Origin of the sequence: Desulfuromonas versatilis (assembly GCF_019704135.1) — a bacterium.
GTDB lineage: Bacteria > Desulfobacterota > Desulfuromonadia > Desulfuromonadales > NIT-T3 > Desulfuromonas_A > Desulfuromonas_A versatilis.
The window spans coordinates 1,685,338-1,709,832 of sequence record NZ_AP024355.1 but is presented as its reverse complement, the minus strand read 5'-3'; the positions used below and the strand labels follow the sequence as shown (position 1 = coordinate 1,709,832).

General features: G+C 64.0%; 14 protein-coding genes. 5 read left to right on the top strand and 9 right to left on the bottom strand.

The genetic code is table 11. The features are described 5' to 3' along the window. Positions 1-60: 60 nt before the first annotated feature. A complete protein-coding gene (locus DESUT3_RS07605) occupies positions 61-927 on the bottom strand; it encodes a PHP domain-containing protein (protein ID WP_221251871.1) in 867 nt (288 codons plus the stop codon). Positions 928-1,019: 92 nt separating this feature from the next. Next, on the bottom strand, positions 1,020-3,287 hold the full coding sequence (locus tag DESUT3_RS07600) for a Tex family protein (RefSeq protein WP_221251870.1): 2,268 nt from the start codon (positions 3,285-3,287) through the stop codon (positions 1,020-1,022). Positions 3,288-3,660: 373 nt separating this feature from the next. On the opposite strand from DESUT3_RS07600, the gene DESUT3_RS07595 reads away from it, so the two are divergent. Beyond that, positions 3,661-4,104 (top strand): hypothetical protein, encoded by a 444-nt coding sequence (locus DESUT3_RS07595; RefSeq protein ID WP_221251869.1) that lies wholly within the window; start codon positions 3,661-3,663, stop codon positions 4,102-4,104. 216 nt (positions 4,105-4,320) lie between these two features. Here the strand turns inward: DESUT3_RS07595 and DESUT3_RS07590 are convergent, their stop codons facing one another. From DESUT3_RS07590 to DESUT3_RS07560, 7 genes are all read right to left on the bottom strand, one after another. Further along, entirely contained in the window at positions 4,321-7,314 is a 2,994-nt protein-coding gene (locus DESUT3_RS07590) for an NAD-glutamate dehydrogenase domain-containing protein (RefSeq protein WP_221251867.1), read from the bottom strand. Positions 7,315-7,415: 101 nt separating this feature from the next. After that, a complete protein-coding gene (locus DESUT3_RS07585; protein WP_221251866.1) occupies positions 7,416-9,518 on the bottom strand; it encodes a TRAP transporter permease in 2,103 nt (700 codons plus the stop codon). Between the two features lie 227 nt (positions 9,519-9,745). Beyond that, positions 9,746-10,234 carry a universal stress protein gene (locus tag DESUT3_RS07580; RefSeq protein ID WP_221251865.1) on the bottom strand — a complete coding sequence of 163 codons (489 nt, stop codon included), beginning with the start codon at positions 10,232-10,234 and terminating at the stop codon, positions 9,746-9,748. An 11-nt stretch (positions 10,235-10,245) separates the two neighbouring features. Beyond that, positions 10,246-12,318 carry a TRAP transporter permease gene (locus DESUT3_RS07575; RefSeq protein ID WP_221251864.1) on the bottom strand — a complete coding sequence of 691 codons (2,073 nt, stop codon included), beginning with the start codon at positions 12,316-12,318 and terminating at the stop codon, positions 10,246-10,248. Between the two features lie 110 nt (positions 12,319-12,428). Next, entirely contained in the window at positions 12,429-13,400 is a 972-nt protein-coding gene (locus DESUT3_RS07570; protein ID WP_221251863.1) for a TAXI family TRAP transporter solute-binding subunit, read from the bottom strand. Positions 13,401-13,781: 381 nt separating this feature from the next. After that, a complete protein-coding gene (locus DESUT3_RS07565) occupies positions 13,782-15,206 on the bottom strand; it encodes a sigma-54-dependent transcriptional regulator (RefSeq protein WP_221251861.1) in 1,425 nt (474 codons plus the stop codon). Next, entirely contained in the window at positions 15,203-16,963 is a 1,761-nt protein-coding gene (locus DESUT3_RS07560) for a transporter substrate-binding domain-containing protein (RefSeq protein ID WP_221251860.1), read from the bottom strand. Before DESUT3_RS07560 ends, DESUT3_RS07565 begins: the two co-directional genes overlap by 4 nt. 250 nt (positions 16,964-17,213) lie before the next feature. On the opposite strand from DESUT3_RS07560, the gene DESUT3_RS07555 reads away from it, so the two are divergent. The 4 genes from DESUT3_RS07555 to ptsP all read left to right on the top strand — a co-directional run bounded on the left by DESUT3_RS07555 (position 17,214) and on the right by ptsP (position 24,451). Beyond that, positions 17,214-18,173 (top strand): ABC transporter ATP-binding protein, encoded by a 960-nt coding sequence (locus tag DESUT3_RS07555; RefSeq protein ID WP_221251858.1) that lies wholly within the window; start codon positions 17,214-17,216, stop codon positions 18,171-18,173. A gap of 1 nt (position 18,174) precedes the next feature. Then, a complete protein-coding gene (locus DESUT3_RS07550; RefSeq protein ID WP_221251857.1) occupies positions 18,175-19,170 on the top strand; it encodes an ABC transporter ATP-binding protein in 996 nt (331 codons plus the stop codon). A 195-nt stretch (positions 19,171-19,365) separates the two neighbouring features. Then, positions 19,366-21,648, top strand: a complete 2,283-nt coding sequence (locus DESUT3_RS07545) for a sigma 54-interacting transcriptional regulator (protein WP_221251855.1) — start codon at positions 19,366-19,368, stop codon at positions 21,646-21,648. 469 nt (positions 21,649-22,117) lie between these two features. Further along, positions 22,118-24,451 (top strand): phosphoenolpyruvate--protein phosphotransferase, encoded by a 2,334-nt coding sequence (gene ptsP, locus DESUT3_RS07540; RefSeq protein ID WP_221251854.1) that lies wholly within the window; start codon positions 22,118-22,120, stop codon positions 24,449-24,451. Positions 24,452-24,495: the final 44 nt, after the last annotated feature.

The following is a 24,495-nucleotide window of genomic DNA, read 5'->3' as shown; positions in this document are numbered from 1 at the left end:
CAGAAGAAGGCGGGTCAAGAGTCCGTCGCGGGCTGTCAGGCTGTTGACCTCCCCCGCGGCCTACCCCGCCCTTTTGGCGAGCAGGCGCCGGACGTCCTCGAGACAGGCGTAGGGGATCTTCAGGTTGCCGCGCCCACCACCGATGACGATTTCGCCCCCCTCGATGCCGTGGAAGTCGGAGCCGCCGGTAACGATCAGGCCTCGGCGGCGGGCCTGAGTGATGTACCAGTCGATATCGGCATTGGTCGAGCCCGAGTTGTAGGCCTCAACCCCGTCGAGCCCCAGGGGGATGAAGGCATCGAGCAGGTCGGTGAACACCTTGCGGTCCGGGGTGATGAAGGGGGGATGGGCGAGCACCGCCACACCGCCGGCCTGATGCACCAGGGAAATGGCGTCATCGATGGGGAAAAACCGTTTTTCCACGTTGCAGCAGATCAGGTAGCGCTGGAAGGCCGCCTCCACGTCTTCCGCATGCCCTTGCTCGATCAGCGCCCTGGCAATGTGGGGACGTCCCACGGTGCCGCCGGCCAGGGCCATGACCCGCTCGAAGGAGATCGGCTCGCGCCCTTCGCCCTGCAATTTTTCGTTGATCCGCCCGACGATCAGTTCGTTGCGCTTCTCGCGGAACTCGCGAAATTCCCTGAGGGATTCCCACAGCTGCGGATGGTGATGGTCGAAGCCGTAGCCGAGCAGGTGAATGTCCTTGAAGCTTTCCCAGACCACCGAAAGCTCCACCCCGGAGATCACCTCCACCCCCAGCTCGCGCCCCGCGGCCAGGGCCGCGTCGATGCCGTCGATGTTGTCGTGGTCGGCCAGGGCGATGGCGGAGAGCCCCGCCTGCGCCGCCATGCGCACCACCTCTTCGGGCGGGTGGACCCCGTCGGAGCAGGTGCTGTGCAGGTGCAAATCGATGTATTTTCGGGTCATGTGTTTGCCGTTCCGTTGTGGCGGCCGCGTCGGATCCGGGCGATCAGTCCGATCCGACCGATCCGTCGGATCATTTGCAGCCGCCTTTGCCTTCAACGCTTCTTCACCCGAAATCCCGCCTTCTCCCAGGCGCCGGGGTCATCGAGGCCGGCCTTTTTCTGCGCGGCCGGTTTGGTGGCGGGTTTGCCTCCATCGGGGGCGACCTCCTTGATGGAGAGGCTGATGCGCTTGCGGGCGGCATCGACGCCGAGGACCTTGACCTTGACGATCTCTCCGACCTTGACCGCTTCGTTGGGGTCCTTGACGAAACGGTTGGCCAGGTGGCTGATGTGGACCAGGCCGTCCTGGTGGACGCCGATGTCGACGAAGGCGCCGAAGGCCGCCACGTTGGTCACCGTCCCCTGCAGGACCATCCCCTCCTTCAGGTCGCTGATCTCGCGCACGTCGTCCCGGAAGGCCACCGCCTGGAACTGCTCGCGGGGGTCGCGGCCGGGCTTCTTCAACTCCTCCATGATATCACGCAGGGTCGGCAGGCCGACAGCCTCGCTGACGTAGCGCTTAAGGTCGATCCTGGCGACCAGGGCCGGGTCGGCGGCCAGCTCAGCCACCGAGACGCCGAGATCGCCGGCCATGGTCTTGACCAGGGCGTAGTTCTCGGGGTGCACGGCGGTGTTGTCGAGGGGGTTGGCGCCGCCGCGGATGCGCAGAAAACCGGCCGACTGTTCGAAAGCCTTGGCGCCGAAGCGCGGGACTTCCATCAACCCCTTGCGGGTGGCGAAGGCGCCGTTGGCGTCGCGGTACTTGACGATGGCCTTGGCCAGCGACTCGCCGATACCCGAGACGTAGGCAAGCAGCGCCCAGGAGGCGGTGTTGAGATCGACCCCGACGTAGTTGACGCAGGATTCGACGGTGGCGTCGAGGGCCTTTTTCAGGGCGCTCTGGTTGACGTCGTGCTGGTACTGGCCGACGCCGATGCTCTTGGGGTCGATCTTCACCAGTTCGGCCAGCGGGTCCTGCAGGCGCCGGGCGATGCTGATGGCCCCGCGCACGGTCAGGTCGAGCTCGGGGAACTCCTCGCGGGCGATGTCCGAGGCGGAGTAGACGCTGGCGCCGGCCTCGTTGACCATCACCGTGGTCACCTGCAGGCCGGCCTCCTTGAGGGTTTCGCGCACGAACTGGTCGATCTCGCGGCTGGCGGTGCCGTTGCCGATGGCGATCATCTCCACGCGATGGTTCTTGACCAGCCGCAGCAGGTCTTTTTTCGCCTGGGGGATGCGGGCCTCGCCGGTGTGGGGGTAGATGTTGACGTGTTCGAGAAAGCGCCCGGTTTCGTCCACCGCCGCCAGCTTCGAGCCGGTGCGCAGGCCCGGGTCGACGCCCAGCACCCGCTTGCTGCCGGCCGGGGGCTGCAGCAGCAGGTTCCTGAGGTTGTCGGCAAACACCTTGATCGCCGTGTCGTCGGCGGCCTTTTTGGCGTCGAGGCGCAGTTCCACCTCGATGGACGGGGAGATCAGGCGCTTGTAGGCGTCCTCGGCGACGGCGGCGAGCAGCTCCTTGAAGATGCTCGCGCCGCGGATCAGCCGCCCCTTGAGCCGCAGCAGGATCTGCTCTTCGGGGGCATCCACCGCCAGGCGCAGCACCTCCTCCTTCTCGCCGCGGCGCATGGCCAGCATGCGGTGCGAGGGGACGTCCTTGAGCGGTTCGCTGTACTCGTAATACATCTCGAACTTGCTGACGCTGCCGGCCTTGTCGGGCGCCACCTTCGAGACGAACAGCCCCTGCTCCCAGGTCAGGCGGCGCACCTCGGCGCGGGCCCCGGCATCCTCGCTGAGCCGCTCGGCGAGGATGTGGCCCGCCCCTTCGAGGGCGGCGGCCGCGTCGGGGACATCCAGCTCGGGGTTCACGAAGGGCGCCGCGGCCTCTTCGGCAGTTCCGGTGGTAAGCAGCTGGGCGGCGATCAGCTCGGCCAGCGGCTCCAGGCCCCGCTCCCGGGCGATGGTCGCCTTGGTGCGGCGCTTGGGCTTGTAGGGCAGGTACAGGTCCTCGAGCTCGGTCTTCTGCCGGCAGGCTTCGATCTTCCCCTTGAGCTCGGGGGTGAGCTTGCCCTGCTCATCGATGGACTTGAGGATGGTCGCCTTACGCTCCTCGAGTTCGCCGAAATAGCCGAGGCGCTCCTCGACCAGCCTTACCTGGACTTCGTCGAGCTCGCCGGTGCGCTCCTTGCGGTAGCGCGCGATAAAGGGGACGGTCGCCCCCTCGCGCAGCAGCTCGACGGTGTTTTCCACCTGCAGGGGTTTGAGGCCGGTTTCGTCGATGATGCAGGAGAGGACGCGGGAGATCTGTTCAGCGGTCAGTGCCATATGGATTCAACCTCGTTCTGTTTGGATAGGGGCTGGGATTCTAGCACGGGGAGGCGGTCGGGGGAAGCAGGTTTGGCTGCCCGAGAAGGCGGCGCGAAAGGATACAGAAGCTGCAGCCGGCAAGACGGCCTGCGGATTAAAATTCTTGACTCAGAGGGGGATGTGCAGTAAGGAATGCGCTCCCGCAATGACCAAAAGCGGCAGTTCGTCAGCGTTTTTTGCAGGCTTCCCCCGAGAACCGGGGCCGGGCCTTTGCCCAAGTTTTTGAAACCACAGCAAGATTGCTTTGGCTTGCCGTTTGCACAAAGGTGACCGGGGCCTCCACGGCTTCTCCGGGCCCTGCCTGAGAAGCAAATGAACAAGGACGACTTAGATGACCCACGCCGACCTGACCAGACTGGTCCACCAGGGGCTTGCCGCCCTGGACCAGGGGAAAACCCAGGTTGCCCTCGACCACTTCGAAACCGCCGCCCCGGCCTGGCCTACCGCCCTGGTTCTCTCCTGCCTCGGCTATTGCCTGGCCCGCGAACGCAACGAGATCGACCGGGGGCTCGACCTGTGCAGAAAAGCGCTCAGGGATGAACCGGCCAATCCCGTGCACTACCTCAACCTGGGGCGGGTCTACCTGCTCGCCCGGCAGAAGGGGCCGGCCCTCGGCGCCTTCCGCAGGGGGCTGAGGTTCGCCGAACATCCCGGCCTGCTCAAGGAGATCAACCGACTGGGCCGGCGCCGCGCCCCGCTCTTCCCCTTTCTGGCCCGCGAACATGCCCTGAACCGTTGCTGCGGCCTGCTGCTGCGCCGGCTGCGGCTGCGCTGAAGCATCTCTGCCTCTCCCCCTCCCCCAGCCCCTCATTACTTTTCTTCTTACCACGAAGGCCACGAAGAACACGAAGATAGTCAAAGGCTTTAAGGTTTCTCTTCGTGTCCTTCGTGCTCTTCGTGGTCAAAAACAGCTTTAATCATCATCTCGAAACGAAAAAAAAGGCCTGCTCCGAAGAACAGGCCCTGAAAACCAGAGGTGTTTAAAGTCGGCCTACGCGGCGAAACTGCGCACCAGGTGCCCGCGCAGCATTTCGATGAAGTTGGCTTCCGAATCGCCGCGATAGACCAGCGAGGAGGCCAGCTCCGAGGCGAGAATGGCGTAGCGGTACTTGGGCGGCAGGTTCTTGATGCGCCCGCGGTACTTGGCGTTGCTGCGCACCATGGCCGGCATGTGTGCCTCGATGGCCTTTTTGAACAGGGGCTCGTCGCACAGCTCGGGATGGGCCTGGAAGAAGGCGAACAGCCGGGCGTAATGGGCGTTAATCTCCTGGCTGATCGCGGCGGAGACTTCGGTGTAGAGATGGCTGCCGCCGGCCTCGCGGTAGCGGCGGAAGACCAGCCGCGCCTCCTCCTCGGCGCGCCGTTCGAGGATCTCGAGCACGTCGGTGACGTAGCGCTCCTTGTTGGCGAGAAACTCCTTGTCGTTCATCAGCAGGTTGGCGATGATCTCGTAAGAGCTGGAGATGACCCCGCACTTGTTGGCCGAGGCGTCGCGCAGGATGACCACCCCTTTTTTCTGCAACTCCTCGCGGGCCTCGGGGGTGATGAAGGAGTTGGCCCCCTCGACGATGGCCCGGGCGCTGGGGGAGCCGTCGGTGAGGAAAAACCTCTGCCAATTGTCCTTGTCGATGGTTTCGGGGCGCCCGCCGGCGGGGATGAACAGATCGGCCTGCACGCGGAAGGTCAGGCCGTTGAACTCCCGGTAGAACTCGTCGATGGTGATCCACTGCTCCTGCAGCTCGCCATTGCTGCGCACCACCTTTTTGTAGAGCTCGCGCAGCCCTTCGGTGCGGCGGACGTTGCGGTAGAGCAGGAAAGCTCCCTCGTGCAGCGCCAGAGGATCGAAGGCCTCGACGTCGCTTTTCAGGACGATTTTCTTCAGCGCCCCGAGGTCGGCCCCGGCCGGGTCGAACAGGGCGCCGGTGCCATCGATGATCATGTTGATCTTCACCTGGGGGCAGCGCTCGAGCAGGAGCCGCATGGCGTTGCCGGCCACGTCGCCGTTGGGGCCGCCGGTGAACTTCACCGTGAAGGGGTCCTTGCGGATGTCGATGCCGAGCTCGGCCATGGTGATCTCGGCGAATTTGACCACCCCGGTGCTGGTGACCCCGTACTCTTTGTGATTGATGCCGACCTTCTTGCTGGAGATGACGCCGATGCCGAGCAGGTAGCCGCGGCGCACGCTCTGGCGGGCGATCATCTCCACCATCTCGTCGTGCATGTTCTCGTCGGGACCCAGCTCGATCGGCTCGTCCTCGCCGTAATAGTCGATGACCCGGGGGTCCTTGGCGCGGCCGTCCTCGGTGACGTAGATGTCGAAGAAGGCGTTGATGAAGCCGAACTGCAGCTTGTAGAGCCGGCGCGTCACCAGGTCCTTGTCCGTCAGGTCGGCCGAATCGAGGATCACCACCATCTTCGAGCCGCCTTCGTAGATGTCCTTGTTCTTCAGGTGCTGGGTATGGGCCAACACGTAGTTCTCGCGGAATACCGTGTTGGCTGCGGTGACGTAGTCGTCCCAGCCGCGGGTGAGGATGGTGCGCCAGCCGCCGCGGGCGATATCGGAAAAACCGATATGGTAGCCGGCGCCGTGCCGGGCGAAGAAGAAGGTCACCCGGAAGGGGCGCTCGGGCGGCAGGTCGGCGGTGAACTCGGGACCCAGCTCCGCGAGATAGACCGGGTCGAGGCGGAACGCCAGGGCCTGCTTCTCGGGGATGAAGAAGTTGGTCTTCAGGGTGTTGCGGATGAAGATCAACGCGCAGCGAAAGATCGCCCGCCGCACGTCATCCAGATGCCGATGGCCGGTGTTGTAGGCGTCGATGGCCTGGGTGACCTCGGCGAGGGTTTTACCGTAGAGGCCTTCGCGCTCCTCGAGGTTCGGGTCGAAGCGGGTCTTGAACAGCCAGATCAACTGCAGGGCCATGTCGGGATGGCTGTGGAAGGCGCGCATGACGTCTTCGAAACCGAAGCGGTCGGGCTGGTTGTGCGCCAGGTTGGTGTGGCAGAAGCTGATCAGGGCGTTGACCAGCGAGGCCTCTTCGCCGGTCATCACCCCCTTGGCGACAAACTCGCGGTAAGCATGGGAGGCGGTGGAGAGGATCTGGGTGTTGTAGAGTTCCTTGCGCAGCAGGTTGAACAGTTCCGAGCCCTTGTCCACCAGGCCGGCATCGCGGCTGCGCACGTAGAAATTGCCCAGAAAATAGGGATGCAGCCCGTTGCTGATGGTCAGGCAGTAAGCCCGTTTGACGCCGATCCCCAGGCGGTTGAAGACCTCCATGATCTGCTGCAGAAAGTCGATCTGCGGCGGGTTGGCGGCGGCGAACATGACCCGGTACTCGCGCTGATGCTCGGTGTCCTCGGTCTCCTCGGCGTCGAAATAGATCCCGCCGTGCAGGATGCTCTGCAGGTACAGCCAGAGGATCTGCGCCACGCGCTTGGCTGGGGAGACCCGCACGTAGTGTTCGTTGTTCAGCCAGAGCAGGCGCAGCAGCCGGTCAAACTGCTTGCTGTCGAAATCCGGGTAGAATTCGGCGACGGCATCGGCAATCCCCTTGCGGATTCCGGCCGGGATCTTGACGTTGCCGGCTTCGGCGATCTCCTGGTTGCTCTTGCGCTCGAACTCGAAGCGCTGCACCTCCAACCCCTCCCCGATTCCGGACAGCGCCCCGTAGGACTGGGTGAACTGGGCATAGGAGATCTCCCGCTCGCGCAGATTCTTCAGGGTGTCGTAGAGCGAGCCCGGGCGGTTGGGCCGCGCGACGATCAGCCGCGTCTCCCGGTCGGCCAGCACCAGGCGCTGCTCGTGACCGAGCAGGTGCATGCGGGTGGCCAGCGCCGCCACCGCCTCGGGCTCGTCCTGCATGGTGATGGAGAAATACGGATGCATCTTGTCCATCAGCCACTGCAGGTTCTCCCCGGCGCTGCCGCAGCTGGCGCCGATCTCGCGCAAAACGTCCCCCCGAAGCTTCTTCTTCGCCGATTCAATCATCCTTTTTTCCCTTTGTCCTTGGTTCCGGTGAAAATGGACTCTGCCTGGTTGCTGCGCCGATTGCCAATTCAACTGCTGGGGCGGGGGAACCGCCCCCTTGCCTAGGCACTCTCGCCGCCCACCCCGGGCACCAGGGTGCCCTTGCCGGGGCCGCGCATTTTCTGCATCAGGATGACCCCGCCGAAGAGCACGAGTCCACCCAGGTAGACCAGGTTCTTGTTGCCCAGTGAGTTTTCCATCCCCGCCAGGCCCGCCACAAAACCGGGCCGAAACATGACCGCGGTCACCAGCAGCAGCAGCGGCACCTCGTACCAGCGGTTCCTTTTCACGAACCACCCCTGGGTCGCCGCCGCGAAGGCAAACATGCCGACGCAGGTCATGCCGAAGATGTAGAGCCCCTGGGCGAAACTGTCGACACCGATGAGCAGCATGTGGGTGTTGAAGATGAACATGAAGGGGAGCACCGCCGTGCGGATGTCGTACATGAAGCCCTGCAACCCGGTCTTGATCGGGTTCGACTTGGCGATGGCGGCCGCAGCGAAGGCGGCCAGCCCCACCGGCGGGGTAATGTCGGCGAGGATGCCGAAATAGAACACGAACAGGTGCGCGGCGATCAGCGGCACCTCGATTCCCTGGCTCTCGGCGATGGTCACGATGGCCGGCGCGGTCAGCGAGGCCATGACGATGTAGTTGGCGGTGGTCGGCAGCCCCATGCCGAGGATCAGGCTGGCGATGGCGGTGATGATCAGCATCAGGGCGAAGCTCCCCATGCTCAGGGTGTCGATGATGCTGGTGATCATGCCGCCGAGGCCGAGGGTGACGACGCCGACGATGATTCCCGCTGCCGCTGTGGCCACGGCCACGCTCACCATGTTGCGGGCCCCGGCCACCAGCCCGGCGACGATGTCGCCGCCCCCCTGCCGCAGGCCGGCCGCCCAGGGGCCGCCGCTTCTGCGGCCGCGCACCACCCCCTGCACCAGCATGATCCCCATCAGTACGGCCACCGCGCGGAAGGCCGCCAGATCAGGCGAATGCCGCGGCACGATCAGCTCGTAAAGCAGCACGGCGATGGGGATCAGGTAATGGAACCCGGCGCCCAGGGTAGCGAAAAACCGCGGCAGGTCGGCCTTGGGCAACCCCTTCATGCCGAGCTTGCAGGCCTCCAGGTGCGTCAGGTAGAACAGCGCCATGTAGGCTGCGAAGGCGGGGACCGCGGCGGCCTTGCAGACCTCGAGGTAGGGGACGTTGACATACTCGGCGATGATGAATGCCGCCGCGCCCATGACCGGGGGCATCAACTGGCCGTTGCTGCTCGCCGCGACTTCGACGGCGGCGGCCTTGTGCGCCGGGTAGCCGACCTTTTTCATCAGCGGGATGGTGAAGGTCCCGGTGGTCACCACGTTGGCGATGGAGGAGCCTGAAACCAGGCCGGTAAAGCCGCTGGAGAGCACCGCCGCCTTGGCCGGCCCGCCCTTGTAGCGCCCGAGCAGACTCATGGCCAGGTCGATAAAGAACTTGCCGGCCCCGGCCCTTTCCAGCAGAGCACCGAAGAGCACGAAGAGAAAAACGATGCGGGCCGAGACATCGAGGGGGATGCCGAAGATCCCCTCGGTGGTCAGAGCGATCTGGCTCACGTAGCGCTGCAGACTCACCCCTTTGGAGGCGAGAAACTCGGGCATGTAGGGACCGAGAAAGGCATAGGCGCTGGCCAGCAGGGCGATAATCGGCAGCGTCGGCCCGATCACCCGCCGCGCGGCGTCGAGCAGGATGACCACCAGGAACAGCCCGATGAGCATGTCGCGACCGATGGGCCGGCCGATGCGCGAGGCCAGCCCGTCGTAATCGATGGCGATGTACAGCGCGGCCAGGGCGGCCAGGGCGGCGAGCAGGAAATCGCCGGCGGGAATCCGCTGCTTCTCTCCCAGCCAGCGCAGGCCGGGCAGCCGGATGTCCCGCTTGAACATCGGGTAGGAGAGGAAAACAATCAGAAAGGCAAAGGCCAGGTGAATGGAGCGGATAATGGTCGAATCGAGCATCAGCCAGCTCGACAGGGACAGCTGGAAAAGCGACCAGCACAGGGCGATCGCCGGGACGATCAGGGCCGGGGGCCCCTGGACCCTGCGCAGCCCAAGTTCCTCTTCCTCTTTCATGCGCTGGGCGATTTCAAGGCCTTCGTCCTGGGCCGGGTTCAACTTGTCGGACATATGGGGATGTCTCCGGGGAGCAAGGGTTTTCGCCGGCCCGGGCCACGGGGCGCAGGCCGGCGCTACGGGATCAATCAGCTGTTTGCCGCTTCATTGAAAAAATCATCTTTCACCATCAGTAAACCTGGAATGCGGATGATGGTGCGATTTCCCGGGACCTTACCTCCCCTGCAGCCTGGGGGCTGCCTTACAGAACCGTCAACTGCCTTTCAAATACCCAACTACGCTCAGTCGTTGAGCGGCACCACCAGCGCCGGGCGATGCGACTTGCGCAGCAGCTTCTCGGCGACGCTCCCCAGAAAGGCGTATTTGAGCTTGCCCTTGCCATGGCTGCCGAGCACGATCAGGTCGGCCTCGATGCGGTCGGCCGCCTCGAGGATCTGGCCAACGGCGCTGCCGTGATGGATTTCGATATCGGCGATGCGCTCCACGTCCTCGGGGTGGTCGGCCAGCTCCTCCTTGGCGAACTGGTGAAGCTGCTTCCGGATCTGGTCCTTGACCTCTTCCTTGTGCTCGAGCTCGAGGTCGGCCAGTCGATTCTCCCCCATGACCGTGGAAATGTAATTGAGCATCGCCGGTTCCACTTCGGGCAGCACATGCAGAATGTGAATCCTGGCATTGTAGCTGCGCGCCAGACCGATGGCGTGGCGGAAGGCATGGGCCGCATTGGCGCTCAGGTCGGTGGCGTAAAGAATGGTCTTGTACTTGGGAATCACGGACGTCCTCCTCAGGCGGTAGCCAGGTTTTCGGGCTTGGGGGCCCGCAGCTTCTGCAGGCCGAAAATCGCCGCCCACAGTCCGAGGCCCACCAAGTAGCTCAGGTAATGGTTGTCGATGCCGACATAGTGGGCGAAGAAGCCGGGGCGGAACATGATCAGCGCTACTCCCAGCAGCAGAATGATCTCGTACCAGCGGGTGCGGGTGATGAAGTACCCCTGGGTTGCCGAACCGAAGGCGAACATGCCGACACAGGTCATGGCGAAGATGTAGATGGCCAGAGGGAAGCTGTCGATGCCGACCAGCAGCATGTCGGTGTTGAAGATGAACATGAACGGCAGCACCGCGGTGCGGATGTCGTAGGCGAAGCCCTGCAGGCCGGTCTTGATCGGGTCGCTCTTGGCGATGGCCGCCGCGGCGTAGGCCGCCAGCCCCACCGGCGGCGTGTCGTCGGCGAGAATGCCGAAGTAGAAGACGAACAGGTGCGCGGCGATCAGCGGCACCTCGAAGCCCTGCCACTCGGCGATGGTGACCAGCGCCGGGGCCGTGAGCGAAGCCATGACGATGTAGTTGGCGGTGGTCGGCAGGCCCATGCCGAGGATCATGCTGGCCGCCGCGGTGATCAACAGCATCAGGAACAGGTTGCCCATGCTCAGGGTGTCGATGATGCTGGTGATCAGCCCGCCCAGGCCCATGGTCACCACCCCGACGACGATGCCGGCCGAGGCGGTGGCCACCGCCACGCTGACCATGTTGCGCGCGCCGCCGATCATGCCGTTGATGATGTCGAAGAAACCGAGCTTCAACCCTTCGCCGACGGTGAGGCCTTTGGTTTTGCGCCTGACAACATGCTGCAGCAGCATGATGACCGAGAGCACCCCGATCGAGCGGAAGGCCGCCAGGTCGGGCGAGTGACGGGGGATGATCAGCTCGTAGAGCAGCACGAAGATCGGGAACAGGTAGTGCCAGCCGTTTTTCAGGGTGTGCCAGAAGGCGGGCAGGTCAGCCTTGGGCAGGCCCTTCATGCCAAGCTTGCCGGCCTCGAGGTGGGTCAGCCAGAACAGCGCCATGTAGGAGGCGAACGCCGGGATCGCCGCCGACTTGCAGACCTCGAGATAGGGGATGTTGACGTACTCGGCGATAATGAAGGCCGCAGCGCCCATGACCGGGGGCATCAGCTGGCCGTTGGTGGAGACCGCCACCTCGATGGCGCCGGCCTTGTAGTCGGGGTAGCCGACCTTTTTCATCATCGGGATGGTGAAGGTGCCGGTGGTCACCACGTTGGCGATGGACGAGCCGGAGACCAGGCCGGTCATGCCGCTGGAGAGCACCGCGGCCTTGGCCGGACCGCCCTTGTAGCGGCCGAGCAGGCTCATGGCCATGTCGATGAAGAAGCGTCCCGCTCCGGCGCGCTCGAGCATGGAGCCGAACAGGACGAAGAGAAACACGATACGGGCCGAGACATCGAGCGGGATACCGAAGATCCCCTCGGTGGTCAGCGAGATCTGCCCCACGTAGCGCGACAGGCTGACCCCCTTGAAGGCCAGAAAATCGGGCATGTAGGGGCCGAAGAAGGCGTAGGCGGTAAACAGCCCGGCAATCACCGGCAGCGCCGGGCCGATGACCCGGCGGGCGGCGTCGAGCAGAATGATCACCAGGAAGACGCCGATCACCATGTCGCGCAGGTTGGGCCGGCCCACCCGGTTGGCGATCCCCTCGTAGTCGAGGAAGATGTACAGGGCGGCGCCGACGCCGAGGATGGCGATGAGATAGTCGGCGAGGGGGATCTTGTGCTTCTCCCCCAGCCAGCGCAGCCCGGGAATTTTGACGTCGCGTTTGAGGGTCGGGTAGGAAAGAAACACGATCGCCAGGGCGAATGCCAGGTGGATCGAACGAATGATGGTGGAGTCGAGCAGCAGCCAGCTCGACAGCGACAGCTGAAACAGCGACCAGCACAGGGCAATGGTCGGCACCACGTAGGCGCTCCATCCGGTGACGCGGCGAAGGCCGAGTTCCTCCTCCTCCTTCATCCGCCGTGCAGCTTCCAGCCCTTCGTCCCTGACGTCCTTGATTTCTTCGGCCATAACCTTATCCCATCCCCAATTTTCTAAATACCTGTTACCGGAAAAGGTTTCCCCTTTCCCTTACGGCAGTGGGGGGCGCGGTATGTCCGCGCCCCCCTCGCCTGCATTGCCTACTTGATTAAACCGACTTCTTTGAAGTACTTCTCGGCGCCCGGGTGGAAGGAGGCCGAAAGACCTTCGAGCATGTTCTCTTTGGTCAGCACTTCGAGAGCCGGGTGCAGCTTGCGCAGCTCTTCGATGTTCTCGAAAACGGTCTTGGTGATGTTGTAGATGACCTCTTCGGGGACGTCGGCGGAGGTGCAGATGGTCGCCTTGACGCCGAAGGTCGGCACGTCCTTGTCGCCGACCACGCCGGGGTACTGGGCGACGGGGATCATCGCCGGGGCGTAGTAGGGCTGGGCGGCGACCAGCTTCTTGACCAGGTCGTCGGAGACCGGCACGAAGTTCACCTTGCGGGCGCCGGCGACGGCTTCCTTGATCGAGCCGTTGGGATGACCGACGGTGTAGAAGTAGGCATCGATACGGCCGTCCTGCAGCATGCCGGCGGCTTCGGAGGGCTTGATCCCTTCGGCGCGGATGTCCTTGTCGACGTCGATGCCGGCGGTCTGGAAGAGGTCGACCGAGTTGACCCGCTGGCCGGTGCCGGGGGCGCCGATGTTGACAACCTTGCCCTTCATGTCGGCGACGGAGTTGATGTTCTTGTCGGCGGCGGCCAGGATGGTCACGGCCTCGGGATGGATGGAGAACATGGCGCGCAGGTTCTTCTGCGGCTTGCCGTCCCACTCGCCCTTGCCGTTGAAGGCCTGCCACTGGATGTCGGACTGGACGACGCCCATTTCAATGTCGCCGTTCATCAGGGCATTGACGTTGAACACCGAGCCGCCGGTGGACTCGACGGTCATGCGCAGGTTGAGCTCCTTGCGCTTCTGGTTGACCAGCTTGCTGATGGCGCCGCCGGTGGGGTAGTAAACCCCGGTGACGCCGCCAGTACCGATGGTCACGTAGGTCGGGGCGGCCAGAGCCTCACCCGCACCGAAAGCCACCAGGGCAGCAGCCAGAACCCACATTCCGAACTTTTTCATACCGCTTCTCCTTTCAACTGGTTAACAGCACCCCCCGCCAAACCGACGGGGAAAAAAACAGAGACCTTCACCGGCCACCCGGACCATCCGGAAACTGCCGGAACAAGCGCCCCCAACCGCATCGGAATCGAAAAATATATCAGCAACAGCTATACCAACACCCAGACGGACAACATAAACACCTGAAACCACATGGAAAAACAACGTTTGACAGCCTGCCTGCCACCCCACCGAAAGGGCATAACCAAGGTTATCTACCTACCCCGAAAAGCAAGGTATTTCCCTTTTAATTCAGTAGTTTCGATGAGCCATAACGATGGTTATGGTTATAACAGTTGTTATACCCATTGCAAGAACGGCGAGGTGACGGGTGACTGCCTGCTACTCCGAATTGCGTGCATGCTTCAGGCGCTTGCTCAGGGCTGGCTGGGAGATACCGAGCAGGCGCGCCGCGATGGTCTGGTTGCCGGCGGCCCGCTCCATCGCCTCGGCAACCAGTTGTTCGTTGGCTTCGGCAAGGGTGGGGAGCTGCTCGGCCTCGGCAAAAACATTCCCCTGCGCCGCCGCTGCAGAGGAGGCGCCTGAGGGGAGCTCGCCATGGCGTTCCATGGCGCTGAGAAACGGCTGCATGGACAGGATTTTGGAGGTATGCACACTCATGGCGTCGTAGACCATGGCCTTGAGCTCGCGGACGTTGCCGGGGAAATGGTAGGTCGCGAGCAGCACGGGCAGCTCCTTGGGGATGGTCGGCTTTTTCTTGTCCAACTCATCCGCGGCCTCCTGAAGAAAGTGCTCCAGCAGCAGCGCCAGATCGTCCTTGCGCTCACGCAGGGGGGGAAGGTGCACATGATGGGTCCGCAGCCGATAGTAGAGGTCCTTGCGGAACTGGCGTCCGGCCTGCTTGGCGGCCAGGTCCTGGTGGGTCGCCACCACCACCCGGGCCCGCATCTGCTTGGGCTTGTCGCTACCGAGGGGAAAATACTCCCCCTCCTGGAGCAGCCGCAGCAGCTTGACCTGGGAAGAGAGGCTAAGATCCCCGATCTCGTCCAGAAACAGGGTGCCTTCGCCGGCTTGCTCAATCATCCCGCCGCGGGCCGTGTCGGCCCCGGTAAAGGCCCCCCGGGTGTGGCCGAACAGGGTGTCGGCGAACACGCTGTCATCCAGGCCCGCCACGTTGACCGATACCATGGCGCCGCGGCGCCGGCTCAGGGCGTGCACCGCCCGGGCGACCAGCTCCTTGCCGACCCCGCTCTCGCCGGTGATCAGCAGCGGCTGGGAGCTGCGGGCCACCGATTCCACGTACTGGAAGATGGTGCGCATCGCCTTGTTGTGGGTGACGATGCCGGCAAAGGCCTCGGGGTGCTCGAGCCTGTCATAGAGAAAGCGCCGGCGCATCTCCCGGTTTTCCCGCTGCAGCTCCAGCATGCGGATGGCCCTGCGCACCCCGTCGAGCAGCCGATCCTCCTCGACGGTTTTGACGAAGTAATCGAAGGCGCCGGCGCGCATGCAGCGCACCGCCGTTTCGATCTGGTTCAGGCCGCTGACGATGATCACCGCCACCTCGGGATGCTCCTCGACGATCCTTCCCAGCAGCTCTTCGCCGGAGAGGTGCGGCATGGTCAGGTCGAGCAGAACCAGCCCGACCTCCTCGCGGGCAAGAATCCCCATGACCTCCCGGCTGTCGCTGCAGGGCAGCAGATTGGTGATGGCACCGGGTCCCTCGAGGGTCATGCTCAGGCTGCGCAGCCAGGCCGGCTCGTCGTCCACCAGCAGCACACGAAAGGTTGGGTAGAGTCCCTGGGTCATGCGTTCTCCTTGGCCACCGGCAGCGCCAGAACAGCAGTCATCCCCTGGCCCGGAGCGCTGTAGAATTGCAGCGTGCCGCCATGCTCCTTGACGATTCCGGCCGAAACGGACAGCCCGAGCCCGGTCCCCCCGGATTCGCGCTTGGTGGTGAAAAAAGGGTCGGTCAGGTGCGGCAGGTGCTCCGGGTCGATGCCCCGGCCCTCGTCCCGGACCTCGAGGATGACCCTGTCGGCGGCGGCATCGAGCGCGGTCTTGAGAAAAACCCCTTCATGCTTGTCCCGCAGGGCCTGGCAGGCGTTGAGGATCAGGTTGACCACCACCTGCTCGATGCGCTGGGGATTGCCCTTGATGGACGGCAACTGGGCCGCATAGGTGGCCGAAAAGTGGTCGGTGGCGCCGCGGATCGAGGCATCCACCAGCCGCACCGCGGCCTCGACGACCTTGTTGAAGTCCACCGCGCTGGAAAAATCCGAATCGTCCCGGCGGGCAAAATCCTTCAGGTCCTCGACGATGCGCTTGATCCGCTTGGCCCCTTCGATGGTCTCCTCGAAAAGCTGGGGAATTTCGCTCCGCATCCGCGAGTAGTTCAGCCAACCGAGGCGGAATTCACCGTGCTCCTGGAAGTGCCGCTCAAGAATCGGCTCGGCATCGCCGAAGGCCTTGTGCAGCAGCGGCAGATTGAGCAGGATCAAGCCGTTGGGGTTGTTGATCTCATGGGCCACCCCGGAGACGAGAATCCCCAGGGAGGTCATCTTGTCGGCCTGGATCAGCTGCCGCTGCCTTACCGCCAGCTCTTCCATCGCCCTTTTTCGTTCGACGATCTCCTGTTCCAGTTCGCGGGTGCGGTGGGCGACCTCCTTTTTCAGCATGCGGGTCCAGATCATGGTGCCGCCCAGGATCAGCAGCAGGGGGATGGCCACCAGGGCGACGTATTTGACGATGCGGGTCCACTGCACCCCGCCGGGTTCGAGCACGCCGAGCCATTTGTTGTGAATCTGCTGATAGCGGCCGGACTTCTTGAGAATGGCCAACCCTTCGCTGAAACGGGCCAGCATGGCGGTGTTGCCCTTGCGCACCGCGTAGCCGTAGGGCTGTTCGGCGATGGGCCGGGCGGTGGCAACGAGGTTGTTCAGCTGGTATTCCCGAACCAGGTACTCCCCGGGAAGCTTGGCCACCAGGGCGCAGTCGTGCCGGCCCGCGGCGAGCAGCCGCAACCCGTCGAGCAGCGAGGGGGTGAAAATCAGGGTGGCGCCGAAGTCGTGCTTGAGCATGAAGTCGTGCATGATGCTGCCGCGCATCACGATCACTTCCCTGCCCTTGAGAAAATCGAGGGAGCGGGGCGCTTCCTCGCCCTTGCGGGTCCAGATCGCCTGGTAGACCACCGTGTGGGGGGTGGAGAAATCGACCTCGGCGACCCGCTCCTCGGAAAACGCCATCCCCTGCAGGATATCGACGCGGCCAGCGGCCAGCGCGTTGCGCATGTCTCCCCAGTCGCCCAGGCGAATCTCGACGTTCATCCCCATGACGTCGGCGATGGCCCGGGTCAACTCAATGTTGTACCCGGTGGGCAACCCGCTCTTGTCCAGGTATTCGTAGGGAGGATAGTTATGGTCGCCGCCGACGATGATGGGCGCGTCGTCCAGGGCGAAATCGTCTTCCCCCCAGGCCGGGCCCGGCAGCAGCAGGGCCAGGGTCAGCAGCAGGGCAGGCAACTGCCGGGCTATGGCGGCAAAGGGGCTGGGAATGGGCTGCGGCATGGTCGGGTTACCGGCGATGGCGGCCCCGCCTAACGGGGCGAATATTGGTGAAATATCTGAAATTCATAGTGTGCTGGATTGTCGCCCCTCTGCAGCGCGATGTCAACCGCCATGAACTTGCATCCCCCCAGGGCTGGAGGCGGCTGCCCAAGGTTGCCGCCGGGGATTTCTGGCCCCCTGCGACGGCTTGACCCGCTGCCTGATTGTGTGTAAATTTAAAAACCTTGCCAGCCCCCAAAGGACCTGCCTCATGCAACCGCTGCTCGATGTCCGCGACCTGAAAACCTACTTCTTCACCTCAAGCGGCCTGGTCAAGGCCATCGGCGGCATCGATTTCAGCATCGGCGAGGGAGAGACCCTCGCCCTGGTGGGCGAATCGGGTTGCGGCAAGTCGATGACGGCCCTCTCCCTGCTGCGCTTGGTCCCCCCCCCGGGCAAGATCGTCGAAGGCGAGATCTTTTTCCGGGGCGAAGACCTGCTGCACATCCCCGAAGCGGAGATGCGGCGTATCCGCGGCAACCAGATCGCCATGATCTTCCAGGAACCGATGACCAGCCTTAATCCGGTGTTCCGGATCGAGCGCCAGATCGGCGAGGTGCTGCGCCTGCACAAGGGACTCGACGCCGCGGCGGCCCGTGATGCCGCCATCGACCTGCTGCACCAGGTCGGCATCCCCTCTCCGGAGCAGCGGGTGCGCGAATACCCCCATCAGCTCTCCGGGGGCATGCGCCAGCGCGTGATGATCGCCATGGCACTCGCCTGCGACCCCAGGCTGCTCATCGCCGACGAGCCGACCACGGCCCTGGACGTCACCATCCAGGCCCAGATCATGGAGCTGCTGCTGCACCTCAAGCAGGAACGCAACATGGCCACACTGCTCATCACCCACGATCTCGGCGTGGTGGCCGAGTCGGCCGACCGGGTAGCCATCATGTACGGCGGGCTGATGATGGAATACGCGCCGGTGGAGGCCATTTTCGCCTCGCCTCGCCACCCGTACACCCAGGGGCTGCTGGCCTGCATCCCGCGCCTCGGCGAAAAACGCAGACGTCTGCAGCCGATTTCCGGGCAGGTGCCCAGCCCGGAAAATCTCCCCCCGGGCTGCTCCTTCCTGGAGCGCTGCCCCGAAGCCTTCGCCCCCTGCCGGCAAAAGCTCCCGCCGCTGCGTGAAGTCGCCCCCGGACACCTGGTCCGCTGCTGGAAGGACTGACATGGAACCGCTGCTCGAGGTCCACGACCTGCACAAATCCTTCACCGTGTCCCCCGGCCCCCTGGGAGGCGCCCGGCGCCGACTTCGGGCCGTGGACGGGGTCTCCTTCTCCCTGCTCCCCGGAGAAACCCTGGGCCTGGTTGGGGAATCGGGGTGCGGCAAGTCGACCACCGGCAAACTGATCATGCGCCTGCTCGACGCCGACTCCGGCCAGGTGCTGTTTCGCGGCAAGCAGATCCTGTCGCTGCCACCGGGCCAGATGCGGCCGATTCGTCGCGAAATGCAGATGATCTTCCAGGACCCCTACTCCTCGCTGAACCCGCGGATGCGGGTCGGCGACATCGTCGGCGAGCCGCTGAAGATTCACGGCCTTGCCCGGGGGGAGGAGCTGCGCGCCGAGGTGCTGCGCCTTCTGGAAACCGTCGGCCTCGGCGAGGCGCACCTGGGCCGCTACCCCCATGAATTTTCCGGCGGCCAGCGCCAGCGCATCGGCATCGCCCGCGCCCTGGCCGTGCGCCCCAGCCTGATCATCGCCGACGAACCGGTCTCCGCCCTCGACCTTTCCATCCAGGCCCAGGTGGTCAACCTGCTGCAGGACATCCAGGAGCAGTTCGGCCTGACCTACCTGTTCATAGCCCACGACCTCTCGGTCATCGAACACATCAGCGACCGGGTCGCGGTCATGTACCTGGGGAGGATCGTCGAACTCTCCGAAGCGGAAGAACTCTACCGCGCCCCCCGCCACCCCTACACCGAAGCGCTGCTCAACGCCGTGCCGGTGCCCGATCCGAGCCTTCGCCGCCCCCGGAAACTGCTCGGCGGGGAGGTCCCCTCCCCCATCAACCCGCCGACCGGCTGCCACTTTCACCCCCGCTGCCCCTATGCCCGGGAGATCTGCAGGGAAGCCTATCCGCCCCTCGAGGACAAAGGCGGCGGGCATCTCGCCGCCTGTCACTTCAGCGGTGAGGTAGGAAAGTTTCGGAAAGACAGGAGTTAGGAGCTGGGAGTTCGCAGGTAGTTTTCTACCCTCCCTCAAGCAGAAATTACCCGTTTCTACATTCCTGCCAACTCCTAACGACCAGCTCCGAACTCCCCAAAAGTATACGTTGACACCTAGTGCCACAACTGACACAATCAGCCCGACCTGCGAATCCCATAGAAGCGAATTCCTACCATTTCATCCGGAGCACCCATGGGTCCGATCAAGACAGTCAAGGAGCGCTGCCGCAAATGCTACTCCTGCGTGCGCAACTGCCCGGTCAAGGCGATCAAGGTTAACCAGAACTGGGCCGAGGTGATCCACGAGCGCTGCATCGGCTGCGGCAAGTGCATCCGGGTCTGCTCGCAGCAGGCCAAGGTGATCGCCGACTGCATCGAGGAGACCCAACGCCTGCTTGGCGGCCAGAACGACGTGGTGGCGGTCCTCGGCTGCTCCTTTCCGGCCTTTTTCAATGACGTGCGCCCCGGCCAACTGGTCACCGGACTCAAGCGCCTCGGCTTCAAGGAGGTCCACGAAGGAGCCAGCGGGGTCGAACTGCTGGTGGACGAGTACGCCGGTCTGCTGAACCAGCCTGGGGATGCGCCCCGAATCACCACCCACTGTCCGACCATCGTCGACCTGATCGAGCGGCACTACCCGCAGCTGCTGCGCAACCTGATGCCGCTGGTCTCGCCCATGGTGGCCATCGGCCGGTTCATCAAGGCGCGCCGCGGCAAGCAGACCCGGGTGGTCTACATCAGCTCGTGCATCGCGGGGAAATTCGAGATCGAAGGGGAACAGGTGGCAGGCGCCATCGACACGGTGCTGACCTACCGGGAACTGGGCCAGATGCTGCGCGAGCGCTCTTTTGACCTGGCCCGGCTGCCCGATTCGACCTTCGACGGCCTCATGCCGCAGAGGGGCAGGCTGTTTCCGATCTCCGGCGGCCCTTACCAGGCTTTCGGGGTCAAGGACGACTTCTTCAATCCCGAATACCTGGCGACCGAAGGGGAACAAAACGCCCTGGAAATCATCAAGGACCTCTCGGCCCGCCGCATCAACCCCAAGCTGGTAGACATCCGCTTCTGCAACGGCGGCTGCATCGGGGGGCCCGGCAAGAACAACCGCCTGACCACCTTCTCCAAACGCAACCTGATTCATCAATACTTTCAGAATCAGGAGATCCCCTACGCCACCGCCGCGCACTACCAGCAGGTCAGTCGCTCCCCGGAGCTGCGGCGCAGCTTCAGCAACAAGCACACCCGCCTGGAGCTGCCCGGCGGTCAGAGCATCCGCCAGATCCTCCAGTCGACCAACAAGTTCGTCGAGCAGGACGAGCTCGACTGCGGCGCCTGCGGCTACGCAACCTGCCGCGAGCACGCCGTGGCCGTCTACCAGGGGCTGGCCGAAGGGGCGATGTGCCTGCCCTACTCGCTGAAACGGCTCGAAGAGGACCGCTTCAACCTGGCCCAGAAGTATGAACTGGCCCAACGCGCCCTGGCCCAGGAGTACGGCGAATCGGAGATCGTCGGCAAGGACCAGCGGACCCTGGAGATCCTCAGCCTGATCAAGCAGGTCGGCCCCACCCCGACTACCGTGCTGATCCGCGGCGAAAGCGGCACCGGCAAAGAACTGACCGCCCGCGCCATCCACCAGACCAGTCACCGGGCCGAGAAACCCCTGGTGGCGGTCAACTGCACCACTCTCACCGACAGCCTGCTGGAGAGTGAGCTCTTCGGCCACAAAAAGGGCGCCTTTACCGGGGCGATCGCCGACAAGAAGGGCCTGTTCGAGGCGGCCTGCGGGGGGACCATTTTCCTCGACGAGATCGGCGACATCACCCCCAAGCTGCAGGCCGAACTGCTGCGGGTGCTCGACCACGGCGAAATCAAGCCCGTTGGCGGAAACACGCCGATCAAGGTCGATGTCCGCCTGATCGCCGCAACCAACAAGAACCTCGAGCGGGGCGTTGCCGAAGGATGGTTTCGCGAGGACCTGTTCTACCGGCTCAACGTCTTTACCATCACCATGCCGCCGCTGCGCAGCCGTCTGGAATCCCTGCAGGAGCTGGTTCACATGTTCCTGGACCGCTCCAGCAAACGGATCAACAAGACCATCGTCGGCATCGAGGACCGCGCCATAAACGCCATGCTGCGCTACCCCTGGCCGGGCAACATCCGGGAATTGCAGAATATTATCGAGAGGGCGTCGGTGTTGACCCAGGACAACATCATCCGCCTGGAAAATCTGCCCGTGGTGTTTGCCGAACTGGCCCTGAATGACAAGGGGGCCGCCCTGAACCAGTCCGATTTCCGCGGCCAACGGGAAAAACATCTCGGGCATATCGAAAAAGGGCTCCTCAAGCGCTACCTTGAGCAGACCGGCGGCAATGTCTCAGAGGCGGCGCGCAAGGCGCAGATCCCCAGGCGAACCTTCTATCGCCTGCTCGACCGGCACGGCCTCAAGGGCGGGGATTTCAAAGCCGAAAAGCGGTAACCTCTCCGCCATTGCCAGCAGCAACCTGTGTCGGGTGCGCATCTCGCCGCCCGACCGAGCCACCACTGACACACCGCCACGCGCCGACTGTGCCACGCGGGCCACACCCGCCAGAGGCCGTATTCAATGGGCTACCCCGCCTTTGGAGGAAAACCCTCCCAGAACTGTGTCAACCACGACCCACCACCTCCCCTTCCGCCGGAGCGCCGGCGGCCTGCAAAGCCCCCTCAAGGGCGAAACAAGGGCTTTTCGCCCGCAACCTCAACCCTGGCACACACCTTGCTATATAAAAAGACATCTGTCGGGGATTAAAGCAGAATTTTCCAAGCGGAACCCTGCCCCACCCCTTTTGCGCCGCACCGGGACCTCTCTCCCCCGGGCGGCGTTTTTTTATGTCGCAAATCGGCTCGGCTTCGGCTAACATAAGGGCCGTTAATTATCTGAAAAACCTCACTCATCGGCCGATTCCATGCCCCAGCGTTCGAGCAATCAACTCGGTGTAACCACCCTGGAGGACATCAGCGCCCTCATCCTCCAGTCACACGACCTGACCGAGACCCTGCGCAACATCGTCACCCTGGTCGCCAAGCGGATGGGTACCGAGGTATGCTCGATCTACCTGATCGAGGAAGACGGCGAGACCCTGCGCCTGCGGGCGAGCAAGGGCCTTTCGCGCAGAGCGGTGGGCAAGGTCGCCCTGAAGATCGGCGAGGGCCTCACCGGCCTGGCCGCCGAGCAACGCCGGGTGGTCGCCATCCAGGAACCGCAGAGCCACCCCCGCTACCGCTATTTCAAGGAAACCGGTGAGGAACGCTTCCACTCCTTTCTCGGCATCCCCCTGTTCGACCGCAAGACTCCCATCGGGGTCATCGCCATCCAGACCAAGGCCACCCGCCAGTTCAGCAGCGAGGAGATCAGCGCCCTCTCGACCATCGCCTTTCAAGTCTCCTCCATCGTGGTCAACGCCCGCCTGCTCGACTCCATCCGCCTCAAAGAGGAGGAAACCAGCCGCTTTGCCCGGGAACTGGAGCAGACCCGCAAATCGTTCCTGAACGACAGCCGCCCCGCGGGCGAGGTGCGGGAAAAAGCCCTGCGCGGCCGGGTTGCCTACCCCGGGGTGGTTTCCGGACTGGCCCATGTGATGGACGAAAAACTCGGCTTCACCGACATCCTCGACGAAGCCGGGGTCGACGTCGGCAAAGAGCGCGAGCGCCTCGAGGCGGCCCTCGAGAAAACCCGCATCCAGACCATCTTCCTGGAAAAACGCGTGGCCGAGCGCCTTTCCCAAGACGATGCCGCCATCTTCCACACCCACCTGATGATTCTCGAGGATCGGGGGGTTCTGGAAAAGATCCATCGCGAGATCGACAGCGGGCACAGCGCCCCCTATGCGCTGAAGAAGATCTTCGGCGACTACATCGACGCCTTCAAACGCATGGAAGATCCTTACCTGCGCGAGCGGGCCGCGGACATGGAGGATATCGGCCGGCGCCTGCTGGCCAATCTCGCCGGGCAGGAAAGTCATGTGCTGCACCTGAAGGGGCCGGGCATCCTGGTCGCCAGGGAGATTCTCCCCTCGGATATGGCGGCGCTGGACCATGAACAGATTCGCGGCATCGTCACCGAGGCGGGCGAGCAGAACTCACACGCGGTGATCATGGCCAAGTCCCTGGGCATACCGGCGCTGGTCGCGGTGCGCGGCGCGCTCAAGGAGGTCGTTCCCGACGAGAACCTGATCCTCGACGCCAACTCGGGGTATCTCTACGTGGCGCCGACCCAGCGGGTCATCGAGGAGTATCACCGACTCGAGGAGGATTGTAGCCGCGAGCAGCACAAGCTCGAGGAATTCCGGGAGCAGCAGGGCCGGACCAGCGACGGGATCCGGGTGGTGCTGCGGGCCAACATCGGCCTGATAAGCGACATCGACGTGGCGCTGCGCAACGGCGCCAACGGGGTCGGGCTCTATCGGACCGAGTTCCCCTACATGACCCGGGCCAGCTTCCCCGACCGGGACGAACAGTACCATCTCTACCGCCGGGTGGTGGAGGGATTCGGCGGCCAGCCGGTCACCATCCGCACCCTGGATATCGGCGGCGACAAGGCCCTGCCCTACTTCAGCCCGCCCCGGGAGGAGAACCCCTTCATGGGGTGGCGCTCGGTGCGGGTTTCCCTCGACAACCGGGATATTTTCCGCACTCAGATCGAGGCGATACTCATGGCCGGCCAGCACGGCCCGGTGAAGATGCTGTTCCCGATGATCTCCAGCCTGGAGGAGATCCGCGCCTGCAAGGCGGTGATCGCCGAAGCGCGGGCCAACCTGCGGCGCGAAGGGGTCGGCTTTGCCGAAGAGATCCCGCTGGGGGTGATGATCGAGGTGCCCGCGGCGGTGATGCTCGCCCCGCAACTGGCCCTGGAGGTAGATTTTTTCGCTCTGGGGACCAACGACCTGATCCAGTACATGCTCGCCGCGGATCGCAACAACCCCCTGGTCAACAAGTATTACGACCCGCTGCACCCGGCGGTGCTGGGCGCCCTGCGGCAGGTCACCCGGGTGGCGAAGAAACTGGAGAAGGGGCTGTGCCTGTGCGGCGAGATGGGCTCGGACCCGATCACCTTTCTGGCCCTGGTCGGCATGGGGATCCGCGAATTCTCCATGCCCTCGCCCTTCATCCCCCGTACCAAGGCGCTGCTGAAAACCATTTCGGCCCGCGAGGCCCGCCGGGCCAGCAAGGAGATCCTGGCCATGGCCGACAGCCAGCAGATCCGCGCCTATCTGCAGCGGGAGTTGAAGAAGTCGGGGTAAAGGGCGGGGAGAAGGATAAAGAATTAAAAAGCCGGGGCGATTAC